11 protein-coding genes are annotated in these 12,476 nt (G+C 64.4%); 2 read left to right on the forward strand and 9 right to left on the reverse strand.

What is annotated here, in order from left to right:
- Positions 1-50 precede the first annotated feature (50 nt).
- Positions 51-3,560, reverse strand: a complete 3,510-nt coding sequence (rpoB, locus tag AB0280_RS09180) for a DNA-directed RNA polymerase subunit beta (RefSeq protein ID WP_159631357.1) — start codon at positions 3,558-3,560, stop codon at positions 51-53.
- A 310-nt stretch (positions 3,561-3,870) separates the two neighbouring features.
- Positions 3,871-4,362, reverse strand: a complete 492-nt coding sequence (locus tag AB0280_RS09185) for a hypothetical protein (RefSeq protein WP_366366978.1) — start codon at positions 4,360-4,362, stop codon at positions 3,871-3,873.
- A 272-nt stretch (positions 4,363-4,634) separates the two neighbouring features.
- Between AB0280_RS09185 and AB0280_RS09190 the strand changes: the two genes are divergently transcribed.
- On the forward strand, positions 4,635-5,834 hold the full coding sequence (locus AB0280_RS09190; RefSeq protein WP_275179647.1) for an acetyl-CoA C-acetyltransferase: 1,200 nt from the start codon (positions 4,635-4,637) through the stop codon (positions 5,832-5,834).
- The gene (locus AB0280_RS09195) at positions 5,834-6,331 is read left to right on the forward strand and encodes an aminoacyl-tRNA deacylase (RefSeq protein ID WP_224026668.1); all 498 of its coding nucleotides are present in this window, start codon (positions 5,834-5,836) and stop codon (positions 6,329-6,331) included. Before AB0280_RS09190 ends, AB0280_RS09195 begins: the two co-directional genes overlap by 1 nt.
- A 73-nt stretch (positions 6,332-6,404) precedes the next feature.
- Here the strand turns inward: AB0280_RS09195 and rplL are convergent, their stop codons facing one another.
- The 7 genes from rplL to nusG form a co-directional block, all read right to left on the reverse strand.
- On the reverse strand, positions 6,405-6,782 hold the full coding sequence (gene rplL / locus AB0280_RS09200; protein ID WP_018760467.1) for a 50S ribosomal protein L7/L12: 378 nt from the start codon (positions 6,780-6,782) through the stop codon (positions 6,405-6,407).
- A 77-nt stretch (positions 6,783-6,859) separates the two neighbouring features.
- Positions 6,860-7,441 carry a 50S ribosomal protein L10 gene (gene rplJ, locus AB0280_RS09205; RefSeq protein ID WP_141942696.1) on the reverse strand — a complete coding sequence of 194 codons (582 nt, stop codon included), beginning with the start codon at positions 7,439-7,441 and terminating at the stop codon, positions 6,860-6,862.
- Between the two features lie 296 nt (positions 7,442-7,737).
- On the reverse strand, positions 7,738-8,856 hold the full coding sequence (locus AB0280_RS09210) for a GNAT family N-acetyltransferase (protein ID WP_275179648.1): 1,119 nt from the start codon (positions 8,854-8,856) through the stop codon (positions 7,738-7,740).
- 7 nt (positions 8,857-8,863) lie between these two features.
- Positions 8,864-10,003 carry a GNAT family N-acetyltransferase gene (locus AB0280_RS09215; RefSeq protein ID WP_366366981.1) on the reverse strand — a complete coding sequence of 380 codons (1,140 nt, stop codon included), beginning with the start codon at positions 10,001-10,003 and terminating at the stop codon, positions 8,864-8,866.
- Between the two features lie 124 nt (positions 10,004-10,127).
- Positions 10,128-10,835, reverse strand: coding sequence for a 50S ribosomal protein L1 (gene rplA, locus AB0280_RS09220; protein WP_159631352.1), 708 nt, complete (start codon positions 10,833-10,835; stop codon positions 10,128-10,130).
- Positions 10,836-11,014: 179 nt separating this feature from the next.
- Complete coding sequence (rplK, locus tag AB0280_RS09225) at positions 11,015-11,446, reverse strand: 50S ribosomal protein L11 (RefSeq protein ID WP_018760472.1); 432 nt, start codon at positions 11,444-11,446, stop codon at positions 11,015-11,017.
- A gap of 128 nt (positions 11,447-11,574) precedes the next feature.
- The gene (nusG, locus tag AB0280_RS09230; protein WP_224026670.1) at positions 11,575-12,399 is read right to left on the reverse strand and encodes a transcription termination/antitermination protein NusG; all 825 of its coding nucleotides are present in this window, start codon (positions 12,397-12,399) and stop codon (positions 11,575-11,577) included.
- Positions 12,400-12,476 lie beyond the last annotated feature (77 nt).

The raw sequence follows: 12,476 nt of genomic DNA on the forward strand, positions 1-12,476 counted from the left end.
GGAGGTGGGGTTCGACGGCGGGTGCGCACCCGCCGTCGAACGCCCGCCTGCTAAACCTCTTCTACGGAGCTGGGCTCTGCGCGAGACAGATCGATGCCCAGTTCTTCCGCAGCCGTGAAGACTGCGTCATCAGAGTCACGCATTTCAATTGTGGTTCCGTCCGTGGAAAGAACTTCCACGTTCAGGCACAGCGACTGCATTTCCTTGATCAAGACCTTGAAGGATTCGGGAACGCCCGGCTCGGGGATGTTCTCGCCCTTGACGATCGCTTCGTAGACCTTCACACGACCGTGGATGTCATCGGACTTGATCGTGAGGAGTTCCTGGAGGGTGTAGGCGGCGCCGTAAGCTTCGAGCGCCCACACTTCCATTTCACCGAAGCGCTGGCCACCGAACTGTGCCTTACCACCCAGCGGCTGCTGCGTGATCATGGAGTACGGGCCGGTGGAGCGTGCGTGGATCTTGTCGTCCACCAGGTGGTGGAGCTTCAGGATGTACATGTAGCCGACCGAGATCGGATCCGGGAACGGCTCGCCGGAGCGGCCGTCAAACAGGCGGGTCTTGCCCGAGGAGTTGATCAGGCGGTCACCGTCGCGGGTCACGTTGGTGGAGTCCAGCAGGCCCGTGATTTCCTCTTCGCGGGCACCGTCGAATACCGGCGTGGCAACAGTGGTGGGACCACTCTCGCGCGGCAGGTTCGGCAGCTGCTTGACCCACTCGGGCTCGCCTTCGATCTTCCAACCGGTCTTGGCAACCCAGCCGAGGTGCGTTTCGAGCACCTGGCCCACGTTCATACGGCCCGGAACACCCAGCGGGTTCAGGACGATGTCAACGGGGGTGCCGTCGGCAAGGAAGGGCATGTCCTCGATCGGAAGGATCTTGGAGATAACACCCTTGTTGCCGTGGCGGCCGGCGAGCTTGTCGCCGTCGGTGATCTTGCGCTTGGCGGCAACGTAGACGCGGACCAGCTGGTTCACGCCCGGGGGGAGCTCGTCGTCGTTGTCGCGGTCGAAGACGCGCACGCCGATGACGGTTCCGGACTCGCCGTGGGGCACCTTCAAGGAGGTGTCGCGGACTTCGCGGGACTTCTCACCGAAGATGGCGCGCAGCAGGCGCTCTTCCGGGGTCAGTTCGGTTTCACCCTTCGGGGTGACCTTTCCGACCAGGATGTCCCCTGCTTCAACCTCGGCACCGATGTGGATGATGCCGCGCTCGTCCAGACCGGCCAGGACTTCCTCGGACACGTTGGGGATGTCACGGGTGATTTCCTCGGCACCAAGCTTGGTGTCGCGGGCATCGATCTCGTGCTCCTCGATGTGGATGGAGGAAAGGACGTCCTCGGCAACGATGCGCTGCGAGAGGATGATGGCGTCCTCGAAGTTGTGGCCTTCCCATGACATGAATGCCACGAGCAGGTTCTTGCCCAGTGCGAGCTCACCCTGGTCCGTAGCCGGGCCGTCGGCGATGATGCCGCCAACTTCCAGGCGCTGGCCTTCGTTCACCAGGACGCGGTGGTTGTAGCAGTTGCCCTGGTTGGAACGGGCGAACTTGTTGATGCGGTAGTTGGTCTCGGTGCCGTCGTCGTTGAGCATGATGACGAGCTCGGCGGAAACCTCGGTGACCACACCGGCCTTCTTGGCGATGACAACGTCACCGGCGTCGACGGCGGCGGCGCGCTCCATGCCGGTGCCCACCACGGGAGCCTCGGAACGGACCAGCGGCACAGCCTGGCGCTGCATGTTGGCACCCATGAGTGCACGGTTGGCGTCGTCGTGCTCCAGGAACGGGATCAGGGCCGTAGCCACGGACACCATCTGGCGCGGGGAAACGTCCATGAACTCGACGTCGGCGGCGGGAACCAGCACGGGCTCGCCTCCACCACCGCGGGCACGAACCAGGACGGTCTCTTCAGCGAACTTCTTGTTCTCGTCCAGCGGCGCGTTGGCCTGGGCGATCAGGACCTCAGCCTCGTCGTCGGCCGTCAGGTACTGGACGTCGTCGGAGACGACGCCGTCCTTGACGAGGCGATACGGGGTCTCGATGAAACCGAACGGGTTGATGCGGCCGTAGGAAGCCAGCGAACCGATCAGACCAATGTTCGGGCCTTCAGGGGTTTCGATGGGGCACATACGTCCGTAGTGGGACGGGTGCACGTCACGGACTTCCATGCCGGCGCGGTCACGGGACAGACCACCGGGGCCAAGGGCCGACAGGCGGCGCTTGTGGGTCAGGCCCGAGAGCGGGTTGTTCTGGTCCATGAACTGCGACAGCTGGGAGGTTCCGAAGAACTCCTTGATGGCCGCAACCACGGGGCGGATGTTGATCAGGGTCTGCGGCGTGATGGCCTCGACGTCCTGGGTGGTCATACGCTCGCGGACAACGCGCTCCATGCGGGACAGGCCGGTGCGGACCTGGTTCTCGATGAGCTCGCCGACGGCGCGGATGCGGCGGTTGCCGAAGTGGTCGATGTCGTCGATCTCGACGCGCAGGTCCACTTCCTGGCCATCGCGGGTGCCCTTGATGGTCTTCTCACCGGCGTGCAGCGCGACGAGGAACTTGATCATGGCGACGATGTCTTCAACGTGCAGGACAGAGGCTTCCTTGTCGCCAAGGGAGCGGTCGATGCCAAGCTTGCGGTTGATCTTGTAGCGGCCAACCTTGGCCAGATCGTAGCGCTTGGAGTTGAAGTACAGGTTGTCCAGCAGGGACTGGGCAGCCTCGACGGTGGGCGGCTCGCCCGGGCGCAGCTTGCGGTAGATGTCCAGCAGGGCGTCTTCGCGGGTTTCGGTGGCGTCCTTCTCCAGGGTTGCCCGCATGGAGTCGTACTGGCCGAACTCTTCGAGGATCTGGCCTTCGGTCCAGCCCAGGGCCTTCAGCAGGACCGTGACGGACTGCTTGCGCTTGCGGTCGAGGCGGACACCGACCTGGTCGCGCTTGTCGATCTCGAGCTCGAACCATGCACCGCGGGACGGGATGATCTTGGCGGTGAAGATGTCCTTGTCGCTGGTCTTGTCGGCGGCGCGCTCGAAGTAGGCGCCCGGCGAACGTACCAGCTGGGAGACGACGACACGCTCGGTGCCGTTGACGACGAAGGTGCCCTTCTCGGTCATCAGGGGGAAGTCACCCATGAACACGGTCTGCTGCTTGATTTCGCCCGTGTTGTTGTTCATGAACTCGGCCTTGACGTACAGCGGAGCCGAGTACGTTGCGTCCCGGTCCTTGCACTCAGCCATGGTGTACTTGGGGTCAGCGAACTCCGGATCGGAGAAGCTCAGGGACATGGTGCCCTGGAAGTCCTCGATCGGGGAGATCTCTTCGAAGATGTCCGACAGGCCGGACGTGGTGGCGACGCTGAGATCGTTTTCTTCGACAGCCTTTGCCACGCGTGCCTGCCAGCGCTCATTGCCGACCAGCCAGTCAAAGCTGTCCGTCTGCAGGGCAAGCAGATTCGGAACGTCAAGGGGTTCGTGAATCTTTGCGAATGAGAGCCGGCGAGTGGCACCATCAGTGCTGTCGGCAGTGTTAGCGGTTTCGTTATTAGAGGTGCTCGAGGCGACCAAGAGGGATCCTTCCACAGACCTTCAGGCGTTTTCAGATCTCCCCCGCTGTGCACCCTGCGAAGTGACTCCGCAGCGCTACCATCCGGTTCCGCTATATGACCCGGGGCCTGAACTGACTATGCTGTGACCGTTGTTACGGCACGTTGATTGCCAGCTGCCAGGCAAAGCCCACCGCTATATGAAGGCTGAAGGTAAACAGGGAAGACGCAAATATCTACGATACGGCAAAACAACCTACGTGTCTACCCCACATCCCGCCGGATTGCAAGCACCCAGTTTCCGGCGGCCTGCACCAGGAGTGCCGGACCGCCTAGAGGCGCAGCGTGACGCCCTCGGCCGTGCAGGTGCCGGCGTTCGCGAAAACGGCATCCCTTACGACGTCCTTGGATTCCTGGGACGGCTTGCCCCCGGTTTCCGCCACCGACGAGTGGTCGATGGCCAGCAGGCTCAGCGAGGTGAACAGGCCCCTCAAGTCCCCGGAAACAGTGTCCTTGGCGTCCTGGGCCCGGGAGTACACGTCCTCGTAGCCCTGTGAATCGGTGGGGGAAACGGCGCCATAGTCCGCCACCAGTTTGTTGAAGAGTTCGCAGGCCGCCTTGGTTCCCCCTGACCGGGCCGCACCGGTACTTCCAGGCCCGGTGGAGACAACAGGGCTGGTGCTTGCCGCGCCGTTGTCCGAGGGTGCCGGCGTGGCCTGGGTTGTTTCTGCCGGCGCCGGCGTGGACATCGAGCAACCCGCCAGCGCACTGCCCGTCAGTACGGCCATGGCGGCGATGGCAGCCGCAGTAAATGTCTTGTTCACGATGTCGCTCCGTCCGTCCCGGCTCCGGACCTGGTGTCCCCCCTGCAAAGCGCGTCCCCCTGCAAAGCCTCGCCGTCCACCCTACGCAAGCGGCCGCCGTCTTGCACAACACAATGGATGGGTACCTCTCCCCTGCCGTCCCGTGCTGCAAAGCCCGGCGGCACGATGCCGCGCAGGAATGCACATGGCGCTCCCGGCGTTTGAATAGTTGGGTGACCAGGCTCACGATAGCCTTGGTGGCTTAGACCGAAACCGGACTGAAAGTGGTAACCATGGACAACACTCCCCACAGCAATGACGTTGTCATCCTCGGGGCCGCACGGACCCCGCAGGGCCGGATCAACGGCCAACTGTCCAGCCTCACGGCAGTGGATCTCGGTGCGCACGCCATCAAGGCCGCACTGGCCTCCAGTGGCGTAGATGCCGCGGATGTGGAGGCTGTCATCATGGGCCAGGTCCTGCAGGCAGGCGCCGGGCAGAACCCTGCGCGGCAAAGCGCCATCGGCGCCGGCATCGGGTGGAATGTGCCTGCCGTGACCGTCAACAAGGTGTGCCTTTCCGGGCTGACCGCGGTGATTGACGCCGCCCGGATGATCCGCGCGGGCGAGGCTGCCGTCGTGGTGGCCGGCGGCCAGGAGTCGATGAGCCGGGCACCGCACCTGCTTCCGGGATCGCGGCAGGGGTGGACCTACGGCTCCATCCAGGCGCTGGACGCTGCCGCCCACGACGGGCTGACCGATGCCTTTGACGGGGAGTCGATGGGCCTGTCCACCGAGACGCGGAACCTCTCGCTGGGTATCGACCGCACCTCCCAGGACAACGTCGCCGCCCAATCGCACCAGCGCGCGGCGCTTGCGGCGAAAAACGGAACGTTCGACGGCGAGATCGCACCTATCAGCGTCAAGCAGCGCAAGGGCGAGCCCCTGGTGGTGGACACCGATGAAGGGGTCCGCCCCAATACCTCGATCGAATCACTGGCCGGCCTGCGCGCTGCATTCGTCACTGACGGCACCATCACCGCAGGCAACTCCTCTCCCCTGTCCGACGGCGCCGCCGCCCTGGTGCTCGCGTCGCGCGGCTACGCGGAGGAGCACGGGCTCGAATACCTGGCGGTGGTCGGGAAGCCGGGACAGGTGGCCGGGCCTGACAACTCCCTGCATTCCCAGCCGTCCAACGCCATCATGAACGCCCTTGGGAAAGCGGGGTGGAGCACCGCCGACCTTGACTTCATCGAGATCAACGAAGCCTTCGGCTCGGTGGCCGTGCAGTCCCTCAAGGACCTGGACTACCCGCTGGAGAAGTGCAACCTCCACGGCGGCGCCATTGCCCTGGGTCATCCGATCGGCGCCTCGGGTGCCCGGCTGGCCGCCCACGCCGCCCATGAGCTGAAGCGGCGCGGGACCGGCAAGGCTGCAGTGTCCCTCTGCGGCGGAGGCGGGCAGGGCGAGGCCCTCCTGCTCTACCGCGACTGATGGCGGGCTCATCCGGAAACGGAGCGGACGGCGTCGGGCGGGAACGGTTCCTGGCCGACGCCGCTGCCCGCGGCCTGGCAGTTGACGTGGTGGAACGGCCCGCAGCGAAGAGCCTCGAAGAGGCTGCGGACATCATGGGAATCACACCGGCGGACATCGTCAAATCCCTGGTGGTCAAGCACAAGGACGGGACGTTCCTCTTCGCGCTCATCCCGGGCGACCGGCAGATTTCGTGGCCCAAGCTCCGTGCCTTGGTGGGCGTGAACAAGCTGTCGCTGCCGCCCGCAGGAACTGCACTGGAGGCAACCGGCTACGAGCGGGGCACCATCACCCCGCTGGGCAGCACCACCGCCTGGCCCGTCTATGCCGACGCCACGATCACCGGGCGGCGCATCTCCATGGGGGCCGGGGCACACGGCTACAGCGCGTTCGTGGACGCCGATGAGTTGACCGCAGCCCTGGGCGCCGTGGTGGCGGACATCAGCGAACCGTCCTGAAGCGGAAGGCCTTTGTTAAAGCAGGAAACCCCGCCCACCGAAGTGGACGGGGTTTCCGAAGGAAAAGGCGTTGTTACTTGAGGGTAACGGTGGCGCCTGCAGCCTCGAGCTGCTCCTTGGCCTTCTCGGCAGCTTCCTTGTTGGCGCCTTCGAGAACAGCCTTGGGGGCGCTGTCAACCAGGTCCTTGGCTTCCTTGAGGCCGAGGGAGGTGATGGCGCGAACTTCCTTGATGACTGCGATCTTCTTGTCACCGGCAGATTCGAGGATGACGTCGAAGTCGGTCTTCTCTTCAACCTCTTCAGCAGCTCCGCCACCGGCGGGGCCGGCAACTGCAACAGCAGCGGCGGTAACTTCGAAGGTCTCTTCGAAGAGCTTGACGAACTCGGAGAGCTCGATGATGGTCAGTTCCTTGAAAGCTTCAATGAGCTCTTCGTTGCTGAGCTTCGCCATGGTAGGCGTCCTTCCTGTTGTGGTGTCCCGCCGGCGTTAGGCCGGGATGACACCGGAGTCTGGTGGGGTAAAGAGAATTAGTTCTCTTCGGCAGCAGGAGCTTCAGCGGGAGCTTCAGCTTCAGCGGCAGGGGCTTCTTCAGCGGCAGGCGCTTCGGCAGCTGCCGGTGCACCGTTCTCTTCTTCAAGCTTGAGGCGCAGTGCGTCGATGATGCGTGCAGCTGCGGCGGCAGGTGCCTTGAGGACGCCTGCAACCTTGGCGAGCTGCAGCTCGCGGGACTCGAGGGCAGCCAGTGCGGCGACCTCGGTGGCGTCCAGCGCCTTGCCCTCGAAGTAACCGGTCTTGATGACCAGCTGCTTGTTGGCCTTGGCAAAATCCGTCAGGCTCTTGGCAGCGGCAACTGCGTCACCCTTGATGAACGCGATTGCAGTGGGGCCGGCAAGCTGGCCGTCGAATGCTTCGACGCCGGCTTCCTTGGCTGCAATGGCGGTCAGGGTGTTCTTGACGACCGCGAACTTGGTGTCCTGGCCGAGAGAAACACGCAGCTGCTTGAGCTGTGCAACGGTGAGCCCGCGGTATTCGGTCAGGACAGCGGCGTTCGATTCCTTGAAATCGTTAGTGATCTCAGCTACTGCTGAAACCTTGGTAGGCGTTGCCATAACCCTCCTTCCGGGGATAGTGCCGGTATTCGACGGTCCCCGCTCAAGAGAGCTAAAACTAAAAACGCCCCGCGCAGATGCACGGGGCTTGGCTCAACACGTTTATCCCGTGGAGCTTTGCTTCGTTCACCTGCGCCGGCCGCCCTGCGTTGAGGGTCCTTCGTCCGGAAAGCCACTGTGGTCCCCAGCGCACAACTGCAGAGTTGAGCCATGTTCAGGAGAGTGGATTTCCAACAACCGACGGTCTTTGGTACTCCCAGCTTACGCGAGGCATTGCCGGTCCGCCAAATCGGCGCTCAGCTGGTGCTGGTGCGCAGCGTGGGGAGCTCCTTCTGCCAGATACCCGTCACGCCGGCCGTCTGGAATCCCAGCTGCTTGTTGACCGTCAGCAGGTACCGGTTCTCCGGCGCATTCCAGGTGTAAATGATGCGTGCGTCCGGGAACTGCTCGCTGAGCCGCTCCATGTTGGCCACCTTGATCAGCAGCCCGAGCTTGTTGCCCCGGTGTTCCTGCAGGACCAGGGTGTCGTCCTGGAACACCACGTCAGCCCGGTGCGCCAGGACCGTGATGGTGGTCAGGCCCACCAGCGCCCCGGTGGCGATGTGCTCGACGGCGGTGACCACCGTTCTCCTGCCCTGCGCGATGGCGACGTCCTCCGCCTCACGCAGGATGCCGCCGTCGAACACCATGTCCTGTTCAATCGGCGCATCCAAGGACGGGTCGACGTCGGCGCCGGCCTGGTTTTCGAGCGCGGCCACGGCCTCCAGCCAGCGGTCCGGGCAGCGGTCCGTCCAGTGGTGCAGCCGGTACCTGCCGTTGTTGGCTTCCTCGGCTTCAGCCTGGAGGTCGGCCACGAGCTTGGTGTCCAGGGGCAGGAGACAGGAGCTGAACTGCTCGATGTGCTGCAGCGTGTACCCGGTCTTCTGCGCGAACTCCACTTCGCGGCTCTCCAGGGGCACAAACCCCTGTCCGGAGCCGGGCACCAGCTGGGCCCGTTCAAACTCGTGCAGTGACGCGCCCGGATGGTTGGTATCAACCAGGATCATGGTGCGGCCTTCACCCCTGGCCAGCTGTTCGGCAGCCTCAAGCAGGCGGCGCCCCACCCCCTGCCGCTGGAACTCGGGCAGGATGTCCAGGGTGAGCTCGGCCAGGTCCAGGTGGTCGGTCAGGGGCAGCGCGATATCGACCGTGCCTACAATGGCGCCGTCCACCTTGGCAACGAGGATCAGCTGGCGCTCGTACGGGTCCGCGAACTCAAGCAACTTTTCCTGCGGACCGTACGCAAGATCGTCGCTGCCCCACGTCTGCATCCGGACCTTGCGGCCCACCTCCACGGCGGCGAGGAAGTCGGCCGCGTCCGGGGTGTCCAATGAGTCGGGTATGTACAGCTGCTCGATCTTCACGTTTATTGCCATGCGGGCATCATCCCAGCCGTTTCTGCCACTCACCTTCATAGCCGGCGGGCCTGAATCCAAGGGCGGTATTTATCGCCAGCATATGCTGGTTTTCGCTGGCATTCCATGTCAGGACCGAGCGCGCCGGGGGCCATTTTTCCTGTGTGCGCCGCAGGTTGGCCGCCTTGATCAGCATCCCCAGGCGGTGGCCGCGGTGCCCCGCCGCGACAAGGGTGTCCTGCTGGAGCAACGACTCCGGGACCTGCGGGCGCCAGGCCAGGACGGAGTAGGCAACCAGTTCACCGGTGGGGCGGTACACCGCCGCGGCCACAGAGGTCTGCACACCGCTGCGGACCAGGGCCTGTTCATCGTCCCGCACGCGGCGTACGTCCCAGTCCTCCCGCTCCCAGTCCATTCCGGCTGTGGGGGCGTCCGTGCTCATCCGCGCCCGCAATCCGGCATAGCCGGCAACGAGCGTGTCCGGGCAGTGTCCGTCCCAGGCCGTCAGGATGTAATCGCCGCTGCGGGCCAGGGCGTCAGCCTCCAGGCGTGCCAGCCGGGTATTCGGTACGGGCAACATGAGCCGGCTGGAACGCTCCACCTGCTCAAGCGCATACCCGGCGGACAGGGCAAAGGCGGTTGCAGGGTCATCCCCCGGCAGTTGGCCGGCCCCGGATCTCGCGGCGACCATGGGCGAATCACGCCGTACAGCGTCCAGCGGCACCTCATGGAAGGAGTCCAAGGATGACCTGCCGCGTGCCCGTGCCACGGTTTCGGCGTGCTCCAGCAGGGCGCGTCCCAGTCCCCTGCGGCGCCGGGCAGGTATGACCAGGACGTCGATGCCTGCAGTGGCCAGGTTCTCGCGAAGGGGCAGCGTCACCGAGCACATTCCCACCGGTTCCCCGCCGGCCCGGGCCAGGAACAGGTGCCGTTCCTCGTACTCGTTGCCGCGCCAGAACTCCAGCGCTTCGGCTGGAGTGAGGCAGCGTTCCAGGCTCCCCCAGACAGCCAGCGCCTCTGCCTCCTTCATGGCCTGGCAGGCCAGGAGGTCCGCGGACGGCGCAGTGCCGGGGCGGTCCTGGCCGCGCGGAGGAATGACGACGGCGGCAATCGCCAGGGCATTGGACGGCGGCGACGACGCGGGCTGGGTTCGCTTGTGCTGGTCCATGACGCCAGCTTAGGCACTGCCCGCGGGTATGGACGCAAAAAAGAAGACCGCCCCGGCACGTGAGCGCCGGAACGGTCTTCGGTTGCTCCGGGATCACTCCGGGAGCAGGAACTTCAGTGAGGGACTATGCCTCGGTGAGCACCTTGGTGACGTTGGGGTCCACGGAGATGCCGGGGCCGAACGTGGTGGCAACGGTGGCCTTCTGGATGTAGCGGCCCTTCGCAGCGGACGGCTTGAGGCGAAGAACCTCTTCCAGTGCTGCTGCGTAGTTCTCGGCCAGCTTGATGGCGTCGAAGGAAACCTTGCCGATGATGAAGTGCAGGTTGGAGTGCTTGTCGACGCGGAAGTCGATCTTTCCACCCTTGATGTCGTTGACGGCCTTGGTGACGTCGGGGGTCACGGTGCCCGTCTTCGGGTTCGGCATCAGGTTACGCGGGCCCAGGACCTTACCGAGGCGGCCAACCTTGCCCATGAGGTCAGGGGTGGCAACGGCGGCGTCGAAGTCGGTCCAGCCGCCGGCGATCTTTTCGATCAGGTCGTCGGAACCAACGAAGTCGGCGCCGGCTGCGATTGCGGCCTCAGCCTTGTCACCCGTTGCGAAAACCAGGACGCGGGCGGTCTTACCGGTGCCGTGGGGCAGGTTGACGGTGCCGCGGACCATCTGGTCAGCCTTGCGGGGGTCGACGCCGAGGCGGAAAGCGACCTCAACGGTGGCGTCGAACTTGGACGGGTTGGTGTCCTTGGCCAGCGTTACTGCCTCGAACGGTGCGTAGTGCTTCTCCGCGTCGATCTTGGCGGCTGCTGCCTCATATGCTTTGCTGCGCTTTGCCATGCTGCTTATTTCTCCTTGTGCAGTTGTGGTCTGCGGACCGCGCTGGGCCCTGCCACAGTCGGCGATCCGGTTCGTTATCCGGCCCGGATGGCCAACATTTCAATTTTTTTGGTGCCGGTGTCCCGGCGGTGCCGCCCGTCGTCGTCAATTACCACGACGCTGGACAGCGGTCAGGGCTGTTAGCCCTCGACGGTGATGCCCATGGAGCGGGCGGTGCCGGCGATGATCTTCGCTGCGCCTTCGAGGCTGGTGGCGTTGAGGTCTTCCATCTTGGTGGAGGCGATCTCGTTGACCTGGGCCTGGGTCAGCTTGGCAACCTTGACGGTGTGCGGGGTGGATGAACCCTTGGCGACGCCTGCAGCCTTCTTGATGAGCTCTGCAGCCGGCGGGGTCTTGGTGATGAACGTGAAGGAACGGTCCTCGTAGACTGTGATTTCCACGGGGATGACGTTTCCGCGCTGGGCTTCCGTCGCAGCGTTGTACGCCTTGCAGAATTCCATGATGTTGACACCGTGCTGGCCAAGCGCAGGACCGATCGGCGGGGCCGGGTTGGCGGCACCTGCCTGGATCTGCAGCTTGATGAGGCCGGTGACCTTCTTCTTGGGAGCCAATGTAGGGTCCTTCTCTCAATAACGTCCTGGGGCACAGGAGCGTGCCTCAGGTTTTTGGCCGCCATGGCAAGGCGGCCGGCCGTTCCGGCGCCACTAAGCGGGCGGCACCGGGACGAATTCTAGGATTCTCAGATCTTGGTGACCTGGTTGAACGCCAGGGTAACCGGCGTTTCGCGCTCGAAGATGGAGACCAGCACCACGAGGGTCTGGGACTCGGGCTTGATCTCCGAGATCGTGGCGGGGAGGGTCTCGAACGGACCTTCCTTGACGATGACGGACTCGCCGACCTCGAAGTCGACGGCCACGGGAACCTGGTTCTGCTTGTTGACCGGCTTGCCCTTCTCGGCCTGCTCTTCCTCGAACACGGGAGCGAGCATGGAGAAGACCTCGTCCAGGCGCAGCGGGACCGGGTTGTGGGCGTTGCCCACGAAGCCGGTGACGCCGGGGGTGTGGCGGACGGCGCCCCAGGAGGCATCCGTCAGGTCCATGCGGACCAGGACGTAGCCGGGGATGCGGACGCGGTTGATCACCTTGCGCTGGGCGTTCTTGATCTCCACGACTTCTTCCATGGGCACCTGGATTTCGAAGATGTAATCTTCCATGTCCAGGGTCTGGATGCGGGTTTCAAGGTTCGCCTTCACGCGGTTCTCGTAACCGGCGTAGGAGTGGATGACGTACCAGTCACCCTCCTGGCGGCGCAGCTTGGCCTTGAACTCCTCGGCCGGGTCAGCGGCTGCGGTGGCTGCAGCGGCGGCAAGGGCGTCTGCGGGCTCGTCTTCACCCTCGGCGTCGGAAGCGTCGGCTTCGTCGGCGTCAACAACTGCTGCGTCGGAGGCTGCGTCGTCGGATTCGGGCGTGGAGGACTCAACCTCGGACTCTTCACCGGCTTCTGCCGTGACGTCCGGGGATTCTTCCAGCCCAGTCTCGGTTACCTCGAGCTCCTGCTCAGACACTTGGTCTCCTGCTTCCTCATTGCCTAACATGCCTATTTAAATGGCTCAATTCCGCACGCCGGCGCTTCCTTCCGGTT

The organism is Pseudarthrobacter sp. 902506025 (assembly GCF_040702325.1).
In the GTDB taxonomy this organism is placed as follows: domain Bacteria; phylum Actinomycetota; class Actinomycetes; order Actinomycetales; family Micrococcaceae; genus Arthrobacter.

Excerpts from the sequence above, each read along its gene's own strand:
- AB0280_RS09195 (WP_224026668.1), top strand. The coding sequence starts at position 5,834 with ATGGCGGGCTCATCCGGAAACGGAGCGGACGGCGTCGGGCGGGAACGG.
- AB0280_RS09190 (WP_275179647.1), top strand. The coding sequence starts at position 4,635 with ATGGACAACACTCCCCACAGCAATGACGTTGTCATCCTCGGGGCCGCA.
- rplL (WP_018760467.1), bottom strand. The coding sequence starts at position 6,782 with ATGGCGAAGCTCAGCAACGAAGAGCTCATTGAAGCTTTCAAGGAACTG.
- AB0280_RS09210 (WP_275179648.1), bottom strand. The coding sequence starts at position 8,856 with ATGGCAATAAACGTGAAGATCGAGCAGCTGTACATACCCGACTCATTG.
- AB0280_RS09215 (WP_366366981.1), bottom strand. The coding sequence starts at position 10,003 with ATGGACCAGCACAAGCGAACCCAGCCCGCGTCGTCGCCGCCGTCCAAT.
- rplJ (WP_141942696.1), bottom strand. The coding sequence starts at position 7,441 with ATGGCAACGCCTACCAAGGTTTCAGCAGTAGCTGAGATCACTAACGAT.
- rplA (WP_159631352.1), bottom strand. The coding sequence starts at position 10,835 with ATGGCAAAGCGCAGCAAAGCATATGAGGCAGCAGCCGCCAAGATCGAC.